The 21,608-nt window shown below is 45.9% G+C and carries 19 protein-coding genes; 8 read left to right on the forward strand and 11 right to left on the reverse strand.

The features are described from left to right. Positions 1-143: 143 nt before the first annotated feature. The 3 genes from AC5W2J_RS12390 to AC5W2J_RS12400 form a co-directional block, all read right to left on the reverse strand. Positions 144-518, reverse strand: a complete 375-nt coding sequence (locus AC5W2J_RS12390; RefSeq protein WP_496059772.1) for a PH domain-containing protein — start codon at positions 516-518, stop codon at positions 144-146. An 18-nt stretch (positions 519-536) separates the two neighbouring features. Beyond that, positions 537-779, reverse strand: a complete 243-nt coding sequence (locus AC5W2J_RS12395) for a DUF2584 family protein (RefSeq protein ID WP_120192787.1) — start codon at positions 777-779, stop codon at positions 537-539. 70 nt (positions 780-849) lie between these two features. Then, positions 850-1,053, reverse strand: a complete 204-nt coding sequence (locus AC5W2J_RS12400; RefSeq protein WP_496059773.1) for a hypothetical protein — start codon at positions 1,051-1,053, stop codon at positions 850-852. A 430-nt stretch (positions 1,054-1,483) separates the two neighbouring features. Here AC5W2J_RS12400 and AC5W2J_RS12405 point away from each other — a divergent pair, with 430 nt between their 5' ends. Next, positions 1,484-3,442, forward strand: coding sequence for a serine hydrolase domain-containing protein (locus AC5W2J_RS12405; protein ID WP_496059774.1), 1,959 nt, complete (start codon positions 1,484-1,486; stop codon positions 3,440-3,442). 97 nt (positions 3,443-3,539) lie between these two features. Here AC5W2J_RS12405 and AC5W2J_RS12410 read toward each other — a convergent pair whose 3' ends face one another. From AC5W2J_RS12410 to AC5W2J_RS12420, 3 genes are all read right to left on the reverse strand, one after another. Further along, on the reverse strand, positions 3,540-5,006 hold the full coding sequence (locus AC5W2J_RS12410; protein WP_496059775.1) for a catalase: 1,467 nt from the start codon (positions 5,004-5,006) through the stop codon (positions 3,540-3,542). Positions 5,007-5,248: 242 nt separating this feature from the next. Beyond that, the gene (locus tag AC5W2J_RS12415) at positions 5,249-7,402 is read right to left on the reverse strand and encodes a hypothetical protein (RefSeq protein WP_496059776.1); all 2,154 of its coding nucleotides are present in this window, start codon (positions 7,400-7,402) and stop codon (positions 5,249-5,251) included. Positions 7,403-7,524: 122 nt separating this feature from the next. Then, positions 7,525-8,430: a manganese catalase family protein gene (locus AC5W2J_RS12420; protein ID WP_120192791.1), complete on the reverse strand. Its 906-nt coding sequence runs from the start codon at positions 8,428-8,430 to the stop codon at positions 7,525-7,527. A 206-nt stretch (positions 8,431-8,636) separates the two neighbouring features. On the opposite strand from AC5W2J_RS12420, the gene AC5W2J_RS12425 reads away from it, so the two are divergent. Beyond that, entirely contained in the window at positions 8,637-9,059 is a 423-nt protein-coding gene (locus AC5W2J_RS12425) for a pyridoxamine 5'-phosphate oxidase family protein (protein WP_496059777.1), read from the forward strand. Positions 9,060-9,169: 110 nt separating this feature from the next. Here AC5W2J_RS12425 and AC5W2J_RS12430 read toward each other — a convergent pair whose 3' ends face one another. Together AC5W2J_RS12430 and AC5W2J_RS12435 are read right to left on the reverse strand one after the other, a co-directional pair. Continuing rightward, positions 9,170-9,808 (reverse strand): SDR family oxidoreductase, encoded by a 639-nt coding sequence (locus tag AC5W2J_RS12430; protein ID WP_496059778.1) that lies wholly within the window; start codon positions 9,806-9,808, stop codon positions 9,170-9,172. A gap of 88 nt (positions 9,809-9,896) precedes the next feature. Continuing rightward, the gene (locus AC5W2J_RS12435; protein ID WP_496059779.1) at positions 9,897-10,835 is read right to left on the reverse strand and encodes a DMT family transporter; all 939 of its coding nucleotides are present in this window, start codon (positions 10,833-10,835) and stop codon (positions 9,897-9,899) included. A gap of 195 nt (positions 10,836-11,030) precedes the next feature. Between AC5W2J_RS12435 and AC5W2J_RS12440 the strand changes: the two genes are divergently transcribed. The 3 genes from AC5W2J_RS12440 to AC5W2J_RS12450 all read left to right on the forward strand — a co-directional run bounded on the left by AC5W2J_RS12440 (position 11,031) and on the right by AC5W2J_RS12450 (position 13,629). Next, complete coding sequence (locus tag AC5W2J_RS12440) at positions 11,031-12,482, forward strand: aldehyde dehydrogenase family protein (protein WP_496059780.1); 1,452 nt, start codon at positions 11,031-11,033, stop codon at positions 12,480-12,482. 107 nt (positions 12,483-12,589) lie between these two features. Continuing rightward, on the forward strand, positions 12,590-12,787 hold the full coding sequence (locus AC5W2J_RS12445) for a hypothetical protein (protein WP_120192796.1): 198 nt from the start codon (positions 12,590-12,592) through the stop codon (positions 12,785-12,787). A gap of 623 nt (positions 12,788-13,410) precedes the next feature. Next, on the forward strand, positions 13,411-13,629 hold the full coding sequence (locus AC5W2J_RS12450; protein WP_496059781.1) for a hypothetical protein: 219 nt from the start codon (positions 13,411-13,413) through the stop codon (positions 13,627-13,629). An 86-nt stretch (positions 13,630-13,715) separates the two neighbouring features. Here the strand turns inward: AC5W2J_RS12450 and AC5W2J_RS12455 are convergent, their stop codons facing one another. Then, positions 13,716-14,192: a GNAT family N-acetyltransferase gene (locus AC5W2J_RS12455; RefSeq protein WP_496059782.1), complete on the reverse strand. Its 477-nt coding sequence runs from the start codon at positions 14,190-14,192 to the stop codon at positions 13,716-13,718. Between the two features lie 102 nt (positions 14,193-14,294). Here AC5W2J_RS12455 and AC5W2J_RS12460 point away from each other — a divergent pair, with 102 nt between their 5' ends. The 3 genes from AC5W2J_RS12460 (at position 14,295) to AC5W2J_RS12470 (ending at position 16,962) form a co-directional block, all read left to right on the forward strand. After that, positions 14,295-14,912: a PepSY domain-containing protein gene (locus AC5W2J_RS12460; RefSeq protein WP_496059783.1), complete on the forward strand. Its 618-nt coding sequence runs from the start codon at positions 14,295-14,297 to the stop codon at positions 14,910-14,912. 131 nt (positions 14,913-15,043) lie between these two features. Continuing rightward, positions 15,044-15,670: a class I SAM-dependent methyltransferase gene (locus tag AC5W2J_RS12465; protein WP_496060088.1), complete on the forward strand. Its 627-nt coding sequence runs from the start codon at positions 15,044-15,046 to the stop codon at positions 15,668-15,670. 140 nt (positions 15,671-15,810) lie between these two features. Beyond that, entirely contained in the window at positions 15,811-16,962 is a 1,152-nt protein-coding gene (locus AC5W2J_RS12470; RefSeq protein WP_496059784.1) for an acyl-CoA dehydrogenase family protein, read from the forward strand. Positions 16,963-17,046: 84 nt separating this feature from the next. Here AC5W2J_RS12470 and nasC read toward each other — a convergent pair whose 3' ends face one another. Further along, positions 17,047-19,191, reverse strand: coding sequence for an assimilatory nitrate reductase catalytic subunit NasC (gene nasC, locus AC5W2J_RS12475; RefSeq protein WP_496059785.1), 2,145 nt, complete (start codon positions 19,189-19,191; stop codon positions 17,047-17,049). Then, positions 19,179-21,539 carry an FAD-dependent oxidoreductase gene (locus AC5W2J_RS12480; RefSeq protein ID WP_496059786.1) on the reverse strand — a complete coding sequence of 787 codons (2,361 nt, stop codon included), beginning with the start codon at positions 21,537-21,539 and terminating at the stop codon, positions 19,179-19,181. The genes nasC and AC5W2J_RS12480 overlap by 13 nt, the downstream gene beginning before the upstream one ends. Positions 21,540-21,608 lie beyond the last annotated feature (69 nt).

Below are 21,608 nucleotides of genomic sequence, written 5' to 3' on the forward strand. Positions count from 1 at the left end.
GAAATAATCAGGCGGCGACTCGAACAGACCAGCCATAGGTGAAGATAAAGAGGCCGGCCTTTTCCTCTTTAGCTGAGGCATGGCCTGTCGAACGCGCCCGCCGATATCATTTTTTGGAATATACATACACTTCTACTGTTTTTTTATAATACATAATAGCTCAGCACGAGCTGTACTTTAAATATATTGTCGTCTTTTCTAAAGCTTTTTTCAACTGGTTCCGCGCGTCCTTTTATCCATACTTTCAAATCGCTGTCGAATTCAAACGTACCAGCTGTCTCCACACTGTAGTGGGAAATGCTTTTATACGGTACGGTATGGTATTCCGTTTTCTTGCCGGTCACGCCCTGCTTGTCGAGCAGAATCAGCCGGCGGTTCGTGAAAATAATCATATCACGGTAGAGCTTGAAGGCGTATTCGACCTGCTCTCCTTTGATCAGCCAGTCGCTAAGCTCACGCTCTACTTTCAATACATCGGTTTCTGATGCATTTCCCATTAAAGAATCAAATAGTCCCATGATCGCCCTCCTCTTTCATTAATTCACAGAAGTCAGCGACACCAGTTCGTAGTACATGGTCGTTCTGCCGCTTCCCCATTCTACTTTTACAATGACCGCCTTGCCGAAAGCTTCCTTGTCCTCATACGTATGAATCGGCAGCGCTGTATCCATAGGATACATTTGATAGCCGTCTTTGATCAACTCAAATTTCCGTTCATCCAAACGTTCGGCCTGTTTATGTGTGATAATTTCCCAGTTCATTTCCATCTTAAATCCCATATCTATTCTTCTCCTTTGATCGTGCTCTATTACATTTTTTCATCCATTTTGCCGTTTTAAAAAAGGCAGTTTATTTAGATGCCCCTTCTTTTCGTTCATTTTTCCAGAGCGCCCACTTGGTGGATATCGTAAGCGTCAGTGAAATAGCAATCAAGGTGAGCATCATAATATTAAAAGATGTAAGGTTGCCATAATCCATCGTAATTAGAATATATGCAGCAACGCCAAAAAAAAGCCAGTCCCATGCATTAAACATCGATATAACTTGTTTCATGATAAACAGCGGCATCCCGTGTCAGCGTGTACCTGCCGGACCGCCTTTCCCCCTTTTCATAACTAGTTGTCTCTATTATCTTCACATAGTTCCGCCAAAAAACACAATCCCTTTCTTGCCTGCACAAATAAAAAAGCACCGCAGGCTCGGTGCTTTTCATGTTTCCACACCCGGCAGTCTTGTGCAGTGCTTATCATTTAAAACTCTTTCCTCTGCGCCAGGTTCTAAAGAAATCAGATAAACCTTCAAAAATTTACATTCTGAAAAAATAATGGTTTCCATCTAAAAACATTGGAAATATAATGTAAAAAAGAGACCGAAATTGAGTTGAAGAAAAGTACAAATCCTTTCTATTAATCCCTGCCCCTTATGCGCATTTACCGCTTGTAACGATTGGTACAAAGACACTGCAGTCAAGCAAAACAAAGGAGTGATCATATTGAGGAAGCTATGGATCTGCTTACTTGTATGCTTTGTTTTTCTGTCTGGTATCAACCTTCAGCCAATTGAAGCTTCGTCGCATACTCTCGATAGAGCTGACCTGGAGCCGTTTTTGGATGACATAGTGGCAGAGCAGATGGAGGAGTGGGACATAGCGAACCTCACTCTTTCTGTAGTGGCAGACGGTGAGGTTGTTTTAGCAAAGGGATATGGGCAGGCGGACATAGAACAGGAAACGGCTGTCAATCCGGAGACGACGTTATTTCGGATCGGCTCCACCTCCAAGCTGTTTACGTGGACTGCCGTCATGCAGCTTGTCGAAGAGGGAGCGCTGGACCTCGATACAGATATAAATGAGTACTTGGACTTTGAGATCCCGCCCCACCAGGAGTACGGGCAGAATCAAACAGAGCTCGAGCCGATTACGTTAAGACATCTTATGTCCCATACACCAGGTTTTGAAGATCATTTGACCGGCTTATTTGCCCTCTCAGAAGACGATTTGCTTCCCCTGAACCGTTATATTCGGGAAGAGAGACCGGCCAGAGTCTTCCCTCCCGGTGAAGTGCCGGCCTATTCGAATTACGGTGCCGCCCTCGCCGGTTATATTGTGGAAGTCGTTTCCGGTATGCCTTTTGCCGAGTATGTGGAAGAAAACATTTATTCCCCGCTCGGTATGGAGAACAGTTCCTTCCGCCAGCCGCTGCCGGCGGATATCGCGGAGAATATGTCCGGAGCTTACCGGTACGTGGATGGAGAGTTTCAGGAAGGAGAGTTTGAATTTATGCCGGAGCCTGCCGGCAGCATGAGCAGCAGCGCCTCGGACATGGCCCGGTTTATGCTAGCTTATCTGCAGAACGGAGAGCTTGATGAGGAAAGGATTTTAGCTGAGGAAACGGTCGATGAAATGTTTTCGGAGCCGTTTACGGTCCATCCTCATCTGGAAAACACCGCCCACGGATTTATTAAAACAGCAATCAACGGGCGGGACGTGGTTCATCATCCGGGAGGAACCATGCTTTTCAACACAGGGATGTATCTCGTGCCGGAGGAAGACGTAGGATTTTTCATTTCCCACAGCGGCGGCTCTTATCTCGCTAACATAGACATTCCCCATCAGTTTATGGACCGGTATTTCCCCGGCGAAGAAACAGCTGCTGATGCCGAAACTCCTGCAGGTATGGCAGAAAGAGCAGAAGAGTATACCGGGGAATACCATCAGAACCGCCGCGCTTTTACGACAGCCGATAAGCTGTTAAGTATTTTCGCCGGGGTCGTCCGTGTAGATATTAATGAAGACGGATTTTTATCTGTGTCTCACAGTGGTGAAACGAACCAGTTCACAGAAGTTGAGACCGGGGAGTATCACATTTTAAAAGAAAACAATACGCAGAGCTACGGTGAGGATTTCCGGACGATCATTTTCTCCACCGATCCTTTTGAAAAAACAATGCTGCTGTCGAACGGACCGGTGAGCTACTCAAAAGCCGCATGGTATGAAACGTTCGCTGTCACCGTTGCCGCTTTAAGTACCTCAGTTATTTTCATTATCGGCAGCTTCGCATACTGGACTATCAAGGCGGCGATGTTCAAACTACGCAGGAAAGCGGTGCCTGCTAAACATCCGGGTGCCGTATGGGCCAAAAGAACAGCGATAGTGCTCGGCGCATTCACTGTCATTTTCCTTATCCAGTTTCTTATGGAAAGTGCACTTGATCCGGTTTATGGGCTGCCAGTATCCGCTTATTCGCCTCCTCCCCAGTGGGCGCAGCTGCTGGACACCGCCGTTTCCTATGCGATCGTCTTATTTGCCCTTGCGACTGCTGTATTTGGCATTTTAGCCTGGGGGAAATCCTACTGGCGCCTGCCAGGCAGAATTCACTATACGCTGTTTACTGTAGCTGGATTAATACTTGCCTGGATCTTTTATTTCTGGCAGGTACTCTAAACAGCAACGTATTCCTGTAAAAAAACTGCAGAGATTATAGGAAAAACTTTGTCTGCACAAATAAAAAAAGCACCGCAGGCGCGGTGCTTTTGCAGACTTACTTATTCAAGTGGCCTACATATGGAGAAATATCTACATTCAAATTATCCGCTAGCTTCTGTCCGAGATCTGTATCAGCACGGTAGAAGTTGCATACCATACGAAGAACGGTTTCCTCCGCTACAGTACCAAGATCATCGGTTAAGTTTCTTAATAAAGCATCTTTGGTTGCCTGATCGTAGTTTCTGTAAATACGGCCCGCCTGTCCAAAGTCGTCCGCTTTCTCGATTTTCTTGCGGCCGGCACTGTCACCTGGAAGCGGCTGTTCGGCATCAATATAGGCTGGATCTTCTGCCGGTTCTTCTTCATAACGGTTCGGCTCGTAATTGATACGGCTCGTCTGCTGAGCAAACGGCATCGCACCATCACGAGTGTTGTTGTTTTTCTGGGCAAATGGACAGTTGATTGGAAGATCAAGGTAGTTTGCTCCTACACGATAACGCTGCGTATCAGAGTAAGAAAAAATACGGCCCTGCAGCATTTTGTCTTCGGAAGCCTGAATTCCCGGTACTAGAACGCCCGGGTTGAAGCTGACCTGCTCTGTTTCTGCAAAGTAGTTATCTACATTTTGATTTAACGTCATCGTTCCTACATGAATATACGGAAGATCTTCTTCAAGCCAGTCTTTTGTCGCGTCAAGCGGATCAAAATCAAAATTGTCCATGTCCGCGGGATCAAGAATTTGTACATACAGATCCCATTCCGGGAAATTGCCTTCTTCAATAGCATTGTACAAGTCATCAGTTGCATGCTGGAATTCCGTAGACTGAACTTCTGTAGCCTGATCAGCTGAAAGGTTTTTAATGCCTTCTTTCGGCACCCAGCGCTTTTTCACATAGACGGTATTGCCGTATTCATTAATCCATTTAAATGCGTGAACGCTCGATCCACGGATGTTGCGGAAACTTGCCGGGATTCCTTCATCTGTGAATAAATGAAGCATCATATTTGTCGATTCAGGGGTTAAGGACATAAAATCCCAGTAACGATCCGGATCTTGTTTGTTTGTTTTCGGGTCCGGCTTTAACGCATGGATCATGTCCGGAAACTTAATCGCATCACGAACAAAGAATATCGGAAGGTTGTTTCCTACGAAGTCATAGTTTCCCTCTTCGGTATAGAACTTCACTGAAAATCCACGTGGGTCACGGAGCGTTTCCGGAGAATGGCCGCCATGAATAACCGTAGAAAAACGAGTAAACACCGGCGTTTCTTTACCTTCCTGAAGAAAATCTGCTTTTGTATAGCGCTTCATGCTGTTTTTCACTTTAAACACACCGTGTGCGCCTGCTCCTCTGGCGTGTACGACGCGTTCAGGAATTCTTTCTCTGTCAAAATGGGCTAGTTTTTCTACCAGCTGGTAGTCTTCGAGTAGTGTAGGGCCACGGCTTCCAGCCGTGCGGGAGTTCTGATTGTCGCCAATCGGGACTCCTTGATTCGTCGTTAGTTTTTTGTGATCAGCCATAATAAAAAATCCTCCCATTTCTTGAATGCATTATCGGTTAAAAAATAACCTACTCCGTATTTTAACTTATTTCATGTAAAAAATTCCAATACTTTGTACTAATTGTAATCTAATAATGTCTCTTTTCTTGTTATGATTATCGCTAAAATTCTTGTAGATACTTCTTATACCCTTATTTGTTATTTTTTATGCTTTTTCATGTTATTTTTTGAATTCGTCCAGTGAAGCTAATGCGCAGCTGTTTATTTTTCCGCTTCCGCAAACGTTTCCTGCAGAATGTAATAAGATTCTTTCTTTCGCGGCTCATATTCAGGCAGATCCCACTCTTCCCAGGTGTACTGCTCCATGCTGCCGGCGGGCAATGTATCGTTGTCCAGAGCCGGAAGCGTTCTGCTGATGGCATACGTATCATTCTGCTTTTCCCCCAGCAGGAGGGCCGCTTTGATACCCTCCGTTGTCTCCCGTGCAGTTAAGCCTTCCTTCTGCTGAATATCGCCCATGATTTCTTTCATTCCCGGAGCTGTGATGTTTAAAAGCTGCCATGGAATCCGCATTTCAATTGATCCTGTTTCTTCATCAATCATATAATCTGCCAGAGAATCATATGACTCACTTTCCGGATTGGCGTTTCCATGACGGAGCTTTCCCGTTTCATAATAGCTGAATGGAAGAACTTCTCCTGTGTCCGGCCTTTCCAGCTCCCGGTTTAACGCGAGCCTCATTGGATGAAAGACCCCGCTCCCGGCATCCGCTTCCTCTTCATCGATATCCTCCCGGTAGTCTAAATGAAAGACGTCATAATAAGCATCCACCGTAATGCGGGCATTTTCTTTGTCAGGCAGTTCAATTAAAAAATCAATGCCTTCTTCAAAGCTTACGTCTTCTATTTGTTCTGCCTCCTGATTGCCCTGGTTTGGGTTCACATCCAGTGCAATGACGGGAGTTTCATCTCCCTGCCGGTCTATACGGAAATAGACAAACTTCTCGTCGTGATCCATCCATAGAGCTTCCGTTTCTGTCTCATATAATGGATCGCTGTCTCCCCAGTCATCAAAGGAGCCGTCCACTTTTATTTTGTCCCGGTCAAAACTCATCAGTCCAAACTGCTGCTCATTCGTCTGGGCATTGGACCAGTAAGGACGCCTGTCAGGATTATCATATTCCATCGTGTTCCACGTCCGTTTAAACCATTCATCCTGCCAGGTGAAAACCAGTCCTCCCAGCATGCCTTCTTCTTCAATATCTTCATACAGGCTCGAAAGCATTTCCCCCTGCTGCTGCTCAGATATAAATCCCTGATTAAAGCCGAATGGGTTTTCATGCGTTTTTCCTCTGGAAGCAGGAATGCCGAATTCCGCAATCAGTACCGGAAGATCATTTGCTTCATGTAAATCTTTTAAATAACCGGCGTAGTTATTCGCTTCGCCGCGGTGATCTATAAATTCAGTATAATCTTCTTCCAGATTTAAAAATTCAGGATAATAAGGATACACATGATAAGAAGCAAACTGCCCGGCCAGCTCGGCAGATCCTTGTAACTTGATATGGTTTGGATTCACAGAAGCCAAGTTTTCCTGTTCCATCGGCTCCGCCGGTTGGTCCAGGTGATCGGTGCTTACCCAGTTCGTAAAACTGATCGGCCTCGTCCAGCTGTATTCCTCTTTTTCATACACCGCCATTGTGTCCATCTGTTCTGCAAGCCAATGTTCAAACGGTTCTGCATTTTCTGTATAAATGAGTTCACCTTCGTATTCACCGATATCTTCGTGTTTTTTATTCGTCTCATCCACCATAAATGGATACCACTCGATACCGACAATCCATCCTATAATATAAGGAGAAATATCAGCTGAATATTCTCCATGAGCATGCCCCGGTTCTTCTTCGATAGAAGCACTGCCGTGCACAACATCCACGATATCTCTTATTTCCTGCTGAAAATCCTCCGTGTTGTCTTCGTCAAACGCATCAAGGGTTTCTTCAAGGGGCTCTTCATTTACCCAGGCCCCGTGAAATATGTAGATTGGATTTTCTGTTCGTTCATTATGTTCTTTTAACGCCTCGTAAAATGCCGGCGGGTGAATCGTATAGACTCTAATCGTGTTGGCGTTCATTTCTGCTATGTCTTCCAGCCAGTCTTTGTATTCCTGTTTGGATATCGCCGCCTCTCCCGGGAAAGCACCGGGTTTCCCCATTCCTAGATTAACGCCGTGAATGTTCTTTTCCTGCCACGATTCCCCGTCCCACACTTCAAAATGTTCTCCTTCGATACGGGAGTTATACTCCACCCCATCTTCTTCCAGCACCGCCGGCTGGTATGTATTAAAAAACAAAAAATAGACTCCTGCGGCCAACCCTAATCCTCCCAGGATCATCCATATCCAAGGTTTTTTCATGTTAAATCCCCTTCCTTTCACCTGCATCTATAGTACTATTTTTCTCCTTAAATTGGAAATCATACATTTTTTTAAAAACAAAAAAGGCCTCCCGTATAGGGAAGCCTGTGTGCAGCTGTTTCTTACAATCCAGCGTCATACTTTAAGCGCTCGGATAATTCTCTGAAGCTCTGTTCGTCAAATCCCGGGGCAAATTCCTCCGGGATATTTTCCAGATCCGGTATTTCCGCGCCTTCCGGAATACCGTCAACTACTTCCAGTTCACCCGGAGGCCCGACTGGAGTAGGCCCTTCCCAGATACGATCAAGAAGCTTATAATCATCGTCACTGAAGCGGTAAAGCTTTCTATGAAGACCCTGGTCTTCAAATTTCTTGGCGTGGTCGAATTTGGAGTTATCAAGATTTGGTACAGGGAGCATTTTCGTCATATCGACGCCTGTCGCTTTCTCAAGCGCCTTGGCATACGCTACAACGTGTACGCCTCCTCTTACCAATAGGTAACCGCACAGCTCTCTGGCCGTTTCATTATCTGTCATTTCATACACGCGCATCTTGTGAGTACGGGCGCCGCATTCCAGATAGAAGTTATGGAGAAGGTCTGTGACAAGCGTGCCGCTCGAAAATACATTATCACCGGACCAGGGCTTACCGCCTGAATCCATCGGCAGGGCGTTTTGGCCGCCCATGATGAAGTTGGCTTTATTGCCGAGCGGCAGTACAGGCTCGAGCGGTGTATCATCCGGATTTGTGCTGCCGTTGCCGACAGATCCGTCGATACACAGGTTTATAGTATTTGCGACAAGTTCCACGTGGCCAAATTCCTCGGCTGTAATACTTGCTACGAGTTCATAAAAAGGTCTCAGCTTCTTCTTGCTGCGAAAATTAAAAGATTGGTACATATAGTTATTGAGTGTCGACATTTCACCGAAACGTCCACCCATGAGTTCCTGTACGGTCGTCGCTGCTTCCGGGTCTGGGTTAGTCGGGCGTGGGAGTTCAATTTGGAGCCTATCTACTCTTTTAAACATATTACTCCTCCTTCGATCCTGAAATTTTATATTCCTAGACTCTTTTCTCTTTCCCTGAATTCCCATTTCGAAAACAGAAAATTCCCAATTTATTAATTATTTAATCTCTTTTCCATAAAAGACTTGTGCAAATTATTTGTTTAAACAAAGTAAGAATCAGGAATAGACTTCAGTGTGAAACAATAGAAAAAAGGAGCGTATATATTATGAATCAGCAGCAGCTTAAAGAAAAAATTGTAGAAGTAATCGATGCAAACAAAGTAGGCACACTTGCTACCGTTAAAGGCAGCAGGCCCCACTCGCGCTATATGACGTTTTTTAATGAGAACCTGACGCTTTATACGCCAACGAATAAAGAAACGCATAAAGCCGAAGAGGTAGCAGAAAACCCTAACGTACACATCCTTCTCGGGTATCAGGGTGAAGGATTAAATGATGAATTTGTGGAAATTTCCGGACAGGTTACGATCCGTGATGACCAGAACCTGAAAGAAAAGCTTTGGAATGAGCGTATGGGTAAATGGCTGGACGGCCCGAACGATCCTGAATATGTAGTACTTGAGATTAAGCCCGATCACATCCGTTTGATGAACAGCGAAAACAACCCTCCTTTGGATTTAGACCTTTAATATAGAAAAAAGCGGACCCATCCGGGTTCGCTTTTTTTGTTTCTCTGCAGGTATTTATTTCACTATCCAAAAAAAGCCGGCTCCTTATGGAGGCCGGCTTTACTGTTACTTTACAGTGCTTTTAGTGCGTCTTCAATCGTATCGTTCCCTGAGAGAAGCTCAAATGTTTTATTTTTCGCGTTTTCTTCTGTAATAGAAGCGATCATTACGTCTGCTACGTCTTCTCTTGAAATATCGCGGCTGCCCGGATCTTCGAGCTTTTCTTTTGCTTCAACCATGCCGGTTCCTTTATCAAACGTCAAACCACCAGGTCTTACAACCGTGTACGTCAGGCCGCTTGCTTTTAAATGCTCATCTGCATTTTTCTTTGCTTCGGCGTAATGCTTAATCTTGCCGCCTGGATTTTCCACGCCGATTGCGCTTAGAATAATATAGTGTTTCACGCCGTGGGCTTTAGAAGCATCCACAAGTTTATTGTTTCCTTCTTCATCTACTGATACTGTTTTTTCCGGGCCGGTTTTAGAACCGGACCCTGCTGCAAAAATTACAACGTCCATGCCTTTCGGTGCATCTGATACATCGCCTTCCAAATCAGAAATAACAGCGTCTTTTGCTCCAAGACTCTTAAGCTCATCTGCCTGTTCCGGCTTTCTGATCATGGCGAATACATCATGTTCATTTGTTTTTCCGAGTTTTTCTACTAATAGTCTTCCTGTATGGCCATTTGCGCCTGCTACTAAAATATTCATTGTATTGGTGCCTCCTTGGTTTTTTTCTTCCAATTGTTATATACAATATAAACTGTTCCCTTTTTGTAAAACCTTAAACGTCCATCACTTACTTTTTATAAGAGGCAGGCGTAAACTTCGCGGCACTGGCTGTTGAAGTTTCTGTAAATTTTTTTCTTTTTGAAAATATAGCAAGCAGCACCGAGGAAAGGACAAGCACAATCCCAAGCAGCTGCCAGCCGGTCAGTACGTCCCGGAAAACGAGAACACCTACAAGAATGGCGACAATAGGTTCGATCGTAGAGAGAATTGCCGCTTTCCCAGCTTCGATATACTTTAGTCCGGCAGTATATAATGTATAAGCCAAAATGGTTGAAACGAGGACACTGCCGAGCGCCCACCCCCAAACTTCCCAATCCTGGAAAAGGTGAAGCCTGCTGTGCAGGCCGCTTATTGGAAGAAGCACGACACTTCCGCAGAGCATAGAATACGCCGTAATCGTAATCGAACTGTATTTCTGGCTGACGAATTTTCCGATCACGCTGTAAATACCGCAGAAAAAACCAGAAGCAAGGCCCAGCAGCAGAATACCCGGCTCGACTGCAGAAGAGCCTCCGGGCAGAAGGCCTGCTACAAATGCACAGCCTGCCAGCGTAAAGCAGATAGCAATCAGTTTATTTTTTGTCAGCAGTTCTTTAAAAATAAAACGGGACATAAGCGCCACAAACACAGGGCTTGTATATAGAAGAACGACGGCAATAGAAAGCGACGCCTGGTCCATTACGGTGAAGTAGCACCAGTTGAACAAAGCAATGCTGACGACGCCCAAGCCGATAAAATGAGGAATGTCGCGGAAATAAATGTGCAGTTGATAGGAACGGACGGCCAGAAGCACTGCGAATAATAGAAAAGCAGATAATGCCATACGCACTGTCACTACTTCAAGCGGCGTAAAACCAAACGTATATAATTTCTGTACAAATAAACCGGTCATTCCCCAGAGGGAGGCACCGGCAATCGTCATCGCGTAAGCCCTGCCCTTTTCCATACACCATCCCTGCCTTCGCTGTTGTGAACTGCACCCATCTTCTCACTGAACCTGTCTTTTGCCTATACTATTTCATTATTTTAGCAGAATAGTTTTGACTATATTTGACCTTCAACGCTTTTAGGTTTACCATAGTCAGCAGGTTGGGTATACTACTTATTAGTTACAATTAATAACTTACAGGAGGAATAGAAAGTGACACAATCATTTACGAAGCAGTATATTAATGGCAGCTGGACAGAAGGTTCCAGTTCCAAAACAATAGAAAATATAAATCCATTTACGCAGGAAGCCCTTGGCACGATTACTTCTGCAAATGAACAGGATCTCGATGCAGCCTACCATGCAGCTGCTGATGCCCAGAAAGAATGGGCGGCTCTCGTTCCCGCCCAGCGTCAGGCTTATTTGTACCAGCTTGCAGACACGCTTCAGGATGAAAAAGAATTTATTAAAGAATGGCTTGTAAAAGAAGCAGGAAGCACCGCTGCCAAAGCAGAAGCTGAGTTTCATGCAGCACTCGGCATTGTCCGGGAATCTGCGTCATTCCCTACAAGAATGGATGGAAAGATTCTTCCTTCCAATAATCCTGGAAAAGAAAATTATGTATACCGTATGCCAAAAGGAGTCGTCGGCGTTATCGGCCCTTGGAACTTCCCATTCCACCTGTCTATGAGATCGATCGCCCCTGCGCTTGCTACCGGCAACACGGTAGTGATAAAGCCGGCTTCCGACACTCCCGTAACATCCGGCTTAATGCTCGCCCATGTTTTCGAAAAAGCCGGTTTTCCTAAAGGCACGGTCAATGTGCTCGTAGGCCGCGGATCGGAAATCGGGGACAGCTTTGTTACGCACCCGGTACCGAAAGTCATTTCCTTCACCGGTTCAACCGAAGTAGGAAGCCACATCGCGGAACTTGCCGGGAAACACTTAAAAGAAACGGCGCTTGAACTCGGCGGAAACAATGTGATGCTTGTTCTTGAAGATGCAGACGTCGACCAGGCTGTAGAAGCGGCAGCCTTTGGCAAATTCCTGCACCAGGGGCAGATATGCATGGCGTTGAACCGCATTATTGTTCATAACAGCATTCACGATGAATTTGCTGAGAAGTTTGTGGCCAAAACAAAATCCCTGCAGGCCGGTGACCCATCTGATAAAAAAACGGTAGTTGGCCCGCTTATTAATAAAGATCAAATGGAACGCATACAAAAAGACCTTGATGAGAGCGTGAAACAAGGAGCCCGCATCGCTCTTGACGGCAAGGCGGACGGCAACCTGCTCGAGCCGATCGTGCTGACAGGCGTAACCAACGATATGCCTATCGCTGTAAATGAAATATTCGGCCCTGTGGCACCGATTTTGAAAGTGAGCTCTGAACAGGAAGCTATAGATATGGCCAACGCCTCCCCTTACGGCCTGAGTGGATCTGTCTTTACTAAAGACCGCTTCCGCGGTATTCAGGTAGCAAAACAAATTGAAACAGGCATGATCCACATTAACGATCAATCAGTTAATGATGAAGCCCATGTAGCATTCGGAGGCGAAAAAGACTCCGGTCTCGGCCGTTTCGGCGGAGAATGGGTAATCGACAAGTTTACAACAGTGAAAACCATCGGCGTGCAGTCCGGCTACCGCAAATTCCCATTTTAAAATAACAGCCCGGTTTATTTTGAACGATTGCACATCTTCCAGAGAAAACGGCTTGCTTCCAAGCCGTTTTTTCGTTACATTTACAATAGACAAAGGAGGCGAACGACATGGAAAAAGAAAAAGAAGAGCCGCTATTTGAAAAAGGCGAAGTCTTGTACTATCAAGGAAAAGAATGCCGTGTCATTGCTGAATACGACCGTACGGTATGTGTAGAATTTTCCGGTTACCCATTTGCAGGCGAAGAGGAAGAATTTCCGCATCCGCGTGTTATCCTGCTTAAAAATGAAGTACAGCGTTCCGCTTAATCAACTGACCATAGAAAAGAAAATCTTTCTAAACTGATCCAGTTTTACAGGCTGTCTTTCTTCCATACTTACCGGGAGAAAGGCAGCCTGTTTTTTTGGACTTTTTCTTCTCTTAATGAAAATTCTTCGGACCGTAAATAAAAAATCCTTTCACAGAAGCTGCTTTTCTATAAAATTGTTATTTGTATGGTTGTCAATCCCTCTTTTGAGAGTATAATGGTAATTAATAACCCCTGCGATATATTATTTCAAAATTTCATTTAAATACATTGATTTTTGTATTGCCATTCAGCATGGATGGCTTATCTTTTATCCTCACGAATAGTCTAGACATACCTTTTTTAATAGAGAGTCTTTCCTTCTACCTTGAAATTAGTTGCCTACATTACTCTATTAGAGATCCCATCCTTCATACCACCAAGCAAATTAAGCATTTTTTACAATGCACCTCACTTTGCTTCTTTTCCATAACATATCCAATAAGTTTTTTTAGAATAATGAAATGGTTGTTTATTTTAGCAGAATTGCACATTCCGCGGACAAGCTCGTTTTTCAGTCTTTGCTGGAGTTAAACATCACTATCTTTAATCATTCACAAAATATATTTTAGAAGGAGGACCACCATGCAGCGATTTATAAAGCGCCTGCAAGACTCCACCCGCTCCTATACGCTTGTAGATTTTGGCATATTAAAATTATGTTTATTTTCTATTGGTCTTTGGACCGGTATTTCTTACGCAAGAACCCTTCGTCCACAGCTGTTTTTCGTAAAGATTGTTGCTTTCACATCTACTTGCTGCATTATGTATACTACCTTCCGCAAAATGTTTAAACATGTTTAAACTATCTTTCTGATAAGACAAAGATAAAATATCATTTCAGGCTGCCTTTCTTCCATACTTATCGGGAGAAAGGCAGCCTGACTTTTTTACATAGCAATTGGTTTAGACATGGCAACAATATCAAACGGCGTGCCGAGCTTTGTTACTGTCAGCTTATGGTACACCTCATAACCAAGCTTTTCATAACGCCTGATATTATCTTCTGTAGTGCATCTTACCTTGCAGTATACTTCCGACTTTCCTGCTTTTTCTGCTTCCTTCTCCACCCAGTCAATTAACGCTTTTCCATACCCTCGTCCTCTCGCTTCAGGCAGAACAGAGAGCCGCATAAAATATAAACGGGTTTCTTCTTCCTTTACCCGGACCATTCCTAATGGGCTGTCATTTTTATACAGCACAGCCGCCCACTCTTTTCCTCCCGCAAGAGAAAGTGAAATAGACTCCTCCGTTTCTTTCATAGCCCCGGAAGGCGGATCAAAACGATTATATTCTTCAAATGCGTCCTGCATAATTTTTTTGATCAAGCCGGCCTGTTCCGTGCCGGCTTTTTTTATTTCTATCATCTGCTTTACGTCCTCTCATCAAATTCTCATTTTTTTATCATGATCTCTTCATTTATGTGCTCTATACTATAGTATATAAGAAAAGAAAAGGAGCGGGCAAAGATGAAAAAATTAATCATCATTACCCTCTGCGTTATTGCTATCGGGGCAGTCGCCGTCGGCATACAGATGTTTTCCGCCTCTGCCGACGACCCTTCCATTAATTCAGAGGAAGCAAAAGAACTGGCTGCAAGCCGGTACCCCGGCGAAGTAACTGTCATTGAACTGAACAACGAGAGCGGAGAGCAGATATATACGCTGGAAATTGACGGAGATAACAAAGATTACCGACTGAAGCTTAATGCCGATTCCGGGGAAGTCGTCCAGCTTTCTGAAATAACAGATGCAGGTTCTGAAGAATCCGCGTCCAGCGAAGACAACGCCGGAGATACAGAATCTGAACCGGCTGCCGAAGAAGAAACGCCGGATGCACCTCTTCCTGAAGAAGAACAGGAGTCTTCCCGCGAGACAGGATCTTCGTCAAACCAGCTTCCTATAAGCATGGACGATGCCAAATCCATTGCACTCGAAGAAGTAGGCGGCGGTTCGGTTACTGATATTGAGCTTGATGACGATGATGGCAGAATGCTGTATGAACTTGAAATCGAATCTTCCCAGGGGGAAGTCGATGTAGACGTGGATGCGCGTACCGGTGAGATTATCGTTATATCTTATGATTAATACGTTCTAAACTCATTACGTTTTCTATCTCCATGAAAGCAGTCCGTATTATTATTGACAATCGCCAGACTGTTCAAACGATACTGTATTCGTTATGCTTAATAGAAACAAACAGACAGCGGTGAGTGAGTATGTTAGAAGATACCGGGGAACGGATTATCCCCAAGCAGATGAATGCTTCCAACCGTATGCTGCTGGAACATTTGGCACGCTATTCATTTGCCTGTCCTTATGCTTCAGGAAAGGTGCTTGATATTGCCTGCGGGACAGGATACGGCACACACATGGTCACGAAAACCCGAAAAAACTATATCCACTCCTCTTTGGGAATAGATATAGATCCGAAAACGGTCGAATATGCTGAAAAGCAGTATTACCATCCACTGCTTTCCTTTGAACAGGGAGATCTTCTTGATCCGGCACTGTCCGATCGAATCGGTACTTTTGATACGATTATTTCCTTTGAAACGATTGAACACGTACCTGATGACTATTTGTGTCTGGAGCGGCTTTATCACCTTTTAAAACCAGGAGGCACTTTAATAATATCAACTCCTTTCGGCCGGGGCAGAGGACTGCCTTCGAATGAATCGTTTCACTTTCATCAGCTGACAGAACAGGAATGGGCCGGGCTGATTACTGATTCCAAATGGCAGTGGCAGACGGCGCAGCTCTTCTATCAGCTTGGCGTTGCCATTGAGCGTCCCCGTCGGGAAGATGTCCACTACCCTTTAGGCATTGCGGTATGCAAAAAATAAATAAGGTCCAGCTGAGAAACTTCTGTCTGAACAGACAGAAGCTTTTTTATGTTTCGTGTAGATAAATCTAAAAAAGCACATTTCTGGGCGGAAGGTGCAGGCTGCGTTAAAATAAAGAGTATGGAAAAGGAGTGAAGAAAATGAGCGTTCTGCAGAAAACAACTAAAGACAGCAGGCTTCAACTGTTGAAAGAAACGACGGCTCCCTTTTCAGAAAGGGCGTGGAGCCATAATGAAGAGGCTGTTTTTCCCCATCAAAACATTGAGGATTTAAAACATATCCAATACCCTTCCGTAACAGCCCCTATAGAATATGGCGGCATGGAAATTTCCCTGCTGGAGTTCATCCAGTCCCAGGAAATCATTGCACAGGCGGATGGATCCACCGCCCTTTCCATCGGCTGGCACGTAGGAATCATCAAAGACCTGACTGAAACACGCCCGTGGCCTGAATCTATTTTCAAAAAGGTGTGTGATGCCATCACGTCAGACCAGGCTTTATTAAACAATACGGCAACAGAAGCGGCTACCGGAAGCCCGACGCGGGGAGGGAAACCGCTTACGGAAGCTTCCCGTTCCGGAGATGGATGGGTCCTTACCGGCCGGAAAACGTTTACTACGCTGGCTCCTGTCCTGGACTATTTTGTCGTGAGCGCCGGCCTGGCTGAAGAGAATCGTACGGCTAACTTCCTGGTGCCCCGCAGCACTCCCGGAGTTTCCATTGACGAAACCTGGGATTCCATTGCGATGCGCGGGACAGGCAGCCACGATCTAGTGCTGGATCAGGTTTGGGTGCCGGAAGATCATCTGGTAACCTTCCTGAATCCAGGAAACAAAAAAGCAGCCGGGTGGCTGCTGCATATTCCTGCCTGTTATTTAGGTATTGCTCAGGCGGCAGCAGACCACGCTACGGCTTTTGCCAAAAACTATTCGCCCAATACGATGGAGGGAACGATCTCTGATATACCTGCCGTGCAGGAAAAGATCGGCCAAATGGAAGCGAAGCTTATCCAAAGCCGGCATTTCCTGCACAGCGTGGCCCGGCAATGGGATGAATCTTCCGCCGCGCAGCGGGAAAACATGAAACCCGAGCTTGGCACAGTTAAACGAAGCGTCGTCAATGAAGCTGTTGCTATTGTTGATCTAGCGATGCGGATTGAAGGAGCAAGAAGCTTATCGGCTTCCAACCCGCTGCAGCGTTATTACCGCGATGTCCGGGCCGGACTTCATAACCCCCCGATGGATGACATGACGATTACGATGCTTGCAAAAGAGGCACTTAACCGTCTTTGATAAAGAAGTAAAAAGATCAGGTATACTAAATAAAACAAATTCTCAACAACCTAAAAAGCCGGACCCTCCTTTGGGTCCGGCTTTTTACTGCTGCTCTTGATACGAAGATACCCGGACCGCCGACCGTTTGAAGCCCGGCATCCGGCATACCGGATCAAGACGCCCTTCCACGAGCATGTTGACGTTCTGGTTTTCCGCCCAGTGAAAAGGCACAAACACCGTGTCCTCTCTAATACTCTCAGAGAGTCTGCTTCTAACGGTGATTTTTCCACGCGGGGACTCAATGTTAACAAGCGTGTTCTCTGCAATAGCATAGCGCTCCGCTGTCATCGGATGAATTTCAATGAATGATTCAAACAGTCTTGCATTCAAATTGCTGCTTTTTCGTGTCTGCACTCCGGTCAAATAATGGGCCATGACTCTTCCTGTTGTTAAATATAAAGGAAAGTTTTGGCTGACTTCTTCTTTTGGATGTTCGTTTTTCAAAGGCACTGCAAGCAGTTCGGCCCGTCCACCATCTCTTGCAAATTCGTCTTCAAAAAGACGCTTTGTGCCCGGGTCTGTCTCACTCCGGCACGGCCAGAATACGCCTTCTTCTTTACGGATCCGCTCGTACGTGATTCCGAAATAATCCGCAGTTCCCCCTTTTGAAGCCAGGCGCAGTTCGTCAAAAATTTCTTCTGCCGATTGATACGGAAATTGGGTGCCGTGTCCGAGAGCTCCGGCGATCATCGATAAAATCTCCCAGTCGTTTCTGCTTTCCCCGGGAGCTTTTTTATCTGCTTCCCGCAGGGTAACCCGTCCTTCCAGGTTCGTCAGTGTGCCTGCATTTTCCATATATGAGGCGGCTGGCAGAATTAAGTCAGCATATTCTGCTGTTTCCGAGATAAACATATCCACTGCTACGAAAAAATCCAGTGACTGAATGGCTTCTTTTACCATCGTTGCATGGGGGTTGGAGACGATCGGATTGGACCCTATAAGAAATAGACTTTTAATTTCTCCCTGTCCAATCAGCTCCATCATTTCATAGGCGGATACTCCTTTCCCGGGTAGATCCTTCTCCTTTATGCCCCATATGTCCGCTATATACCGGCGGTCCTCTTTGTTTTCAATAGACCGGTAGCCCGGGAGCTGGTCGGCTTTCTGTCCATGCTCTCTTCCTCCCTGGCCGTTGCCCTGCCCGGTAACAGCACCGTATCCACTGCCTTTTTTGCCTATTTTCCCTGTGAGCAGAAGCATATTGATGAAATTCCGTACAGCGAGGTAGCCATCAATCTGCTGTTCGATTCCTCGGGCGGTAAAAATCATCCCGGACTCTGCATTCGCAAACGCTCTCGCTGCTTTTTCCAGTTCCTGCCGGGGAAGGCCGGATTCTTCGGCACAATCTTCCATCGTCATGCTTTGTAAATGGGTAAACAGCTCTTCGGCGCCTTCCGTCCGCTTCTCAACAAAATCCATATCTGCTTTGCCTTCTTCGTATATACACTTGAGCATGGCATTGGCCGCAGCATTATCACATCCCGGCTTTACTTTTAAATGCAGGTCAGCCATCTGCGCGGTCGCCGTTTCACGGGGATCGATAACGATAATGTAAGCACCGTTTCGTTTTGCTTCTTCAAAGTACGGCATAATAGTCGGCTGGCAGTCGGCAATATTGGTTCCTGCCAGAATAATGCATTTTGATTCCGGAATTTCATCAAGCTGGTTTGTCAGCCCCCGATCGATACCTAAGGCTTTATTCCCGGCGGAAGCGGCTGCCGACATACAAAACCGGCCGTTATAATCAATATATTTTGTGCCGACTGCCAGGCGCGCAAACTTGCCGAGAACATACGAAGTTTCATTAGTGAGGGAACCGCCCCCGTAAACACCTATCGCATGTTTTCCATATTCTTTCTGCAAAGCTGGGACTTTATCTTTAATCAGCTGCATCGCCTCTTCCCAGCTGATCCGCTGAAAAGCCCCGTTTATTTTCTGCATCGGATAGCGCAGCCTGTCTTCATGAAACGCATGCTGGTATGCGTTCAGGCCTTTCACGCAGAGACGGCCGCCGGTTGTCGGATTATCCACGCCTACGGTGCGGTATTTTTTTCTGGTTACGATCGTTTGTTCAATGACCTGTTTTTTGCACTGCATGCTGCAGAAAGGGCATTGCGCATTATATACTTTTTCTGTTTCCACTTTCTGCTGCTTTTCCCGAAAGTATTTAAGCATCAGCTCTGACATACGTGTCCTCCTTGTTGTGCCAGCAGCGTTTTGATCCGCTGCTGCTCTTCTTCTTTCTGCTCCAGAAGCACCGCTGTATTATCCTCTTGAAAAAGAACTTCCCGAATATGAACCATCGTTACTCTTTCCATCCAGTCGGACAAAGTCTCCGAGTACCCTGCGGAAATACGATAATACAAGAGAACAGACTCAAGCAGCTGAAGTACCATTTTCTGATCGGAAACAGAAAAAAGAATATGACTTTTCTTCTGCACAGTAACGTACAGCTCCCATTTTCCATTTTGATATAACAGGCCGGCATGTCCATTCTGAATGTTCGCACAGTTTTGGCTGCAGGAGGACATCCGGATAAATGGCTTCGCGGGAAATGGCAGCAGTTCCAATCTTCTTTCGAGCCATTCCGCCATTTCCCCCTCCGGCTCTTTCGTACAGCCGCATTCGACGTTCTCCAGGCTTCTTGTCTGGACAGCCGGGAAGGGTATACCTGGAAGCAGATTCCTTTTTAAACCGAGCTTCTCCGCGGCCTTTTTTACTAAATCAGGTGATACCGGTGAGAGTTCAATGGATCCGTCCGGTAGTGGTTTTAAAGAACCTGCGCCTAAGGCTTCTGCTGTTTCCAAGGCCTGCTGCCATTCTGCCGGCGACAACCCTCCCGCTTTTCCAGGAATCCGGATGGCCAGATTTCCATCGGAGCGTTCTGTCACATTGCTATAGGAAGAAGTCTTATTCGATTCTTCCGGAAAAGTGACAGGGGATATCATATATAAATAATAAGGAAGCGCCTCTTTGCAGGTCAGGCATCCTCCATCTGTTTTCCAGCCAAGCGTGTGATAGGCTTCTATCAACGAGGAAGGCGTATCTTCCTGCAGGATGCTGACGACTTCTTCTTCTTCCATTGCCGTACATTCGCAGAAAGGTATTTTTTCAACCTGCTCGTTAAACGCCTCGCTCTGCATGTAGTCCAGCAGCTCTTCGACTGCCGGGCGGCACCCGCCGCAAGATGAGGAAGCGCCGGTACAGGCCTTTACTTCTTCTAACGTGCATAACCCGCGGCTCTGTACTTCTTTGATGATGGCACCTTTGGATACATTATTGCAGTGGCAGACAGCCGCATGGGAGGAGAGCGTTTTGATCCTGCTCTCTGTCGAATCATTAATCGATAACAGCTGGTGTTTTTCTTTTTCTGACAGCGGCTTTCGGGTTTTAATCCACTGCTGCAGGGGAGCGGACATGCTCGTATCTCCATAGAGCACAGCCCCTTGTACCATATCTTCTTTCATAATAATTTTACGGTACTGGTTTTCTTTTTCATCGAACAGCTGCAGGATATGGCTGTCCGTTTCCTCTTCCAGACTTCCGGCAGAAAACACTTCCACGCCTGGGATTTTCAATCTGGTGTACACTGCTGATCCGGGATAGTCGTTTTCTTTTTTTCCGGAAATAGAAGCGGCAAGCACTTGGGCCTGCTCATACAAAGGAGCGACAAGACCGTATGTAGTACCCCGATGTTCAGCACATTCCCCGAGCGCATAAACGCCTTCTGCCTCCGTTTCCATCCAATCGTTGACTATAATCCCTTTATTGACCGGGATCCCGCTTGCCTGCGCGAGCTTCACTTCAGGCTGTATTCCCGCTGCCATTACAACAGCATCCACCGCAAGAGACGTGCCGTCTTCAAACAGCAGTTCTTCTGCCTGCATTCCACCATTTATCGCTTTTGTTTCGGTTTCAAATAAAAAATCCATACCCTGCTTTTCCAATTCTGTCCGCAGCAGGCCCGCTGCCATCTTATCGAGCTGCCGGTTCATTAGATAAGGTCCTCTATGAACCACGGTCACCTCAAGCCCTCTATTTAACAGGCCCCGGGCTGCTTCCAGTCCGAGCAGTCCACCGCCGATGACCGCCACTTTGTGAAGAGTATCTGTCTGCTCCAGAATTGCTTCGCAGTCCTTCAGCGTCCGGAACACAAATACGTTGTCTTTACCGGATCCCTGAACAGGCGGAATATATGATTTGGAGCCGGTAGCAAGCACCACTTTGTCAAAAGGAACTTCTGTTTCGTCCTCTGTATAAACGAGCCGTTGTTCTTGATCCACATAGACTGCTTTCGTTCCCATAAGCAGCCGGATATCGTAGTCTTCATACCAATTTAGCGGATGCGTGTATAATTCCGGTCCGCTTGCTTCCCCCTGAAGATAGGAAGACAGCTTCATCCGGTTATAGGAAAGGCTTGTTTCTTCACCAATAATCGTTATATCAAAACGCTCCGGGGCGGCCTCGAGTAATTCTTCTACAAAACGGAGTCCCGCCATGCCATTGCCGATCAATAACACTTTTTCCTTAGTCATAACATGCCTCCATTCCGTATTGGCTTCTTTTTAAATGAAATACATATGTTCTCATTGTCTAAAAAGAAA

Source organism: Sinobaca sp. SA16-1, assembly GCF_059510515.1.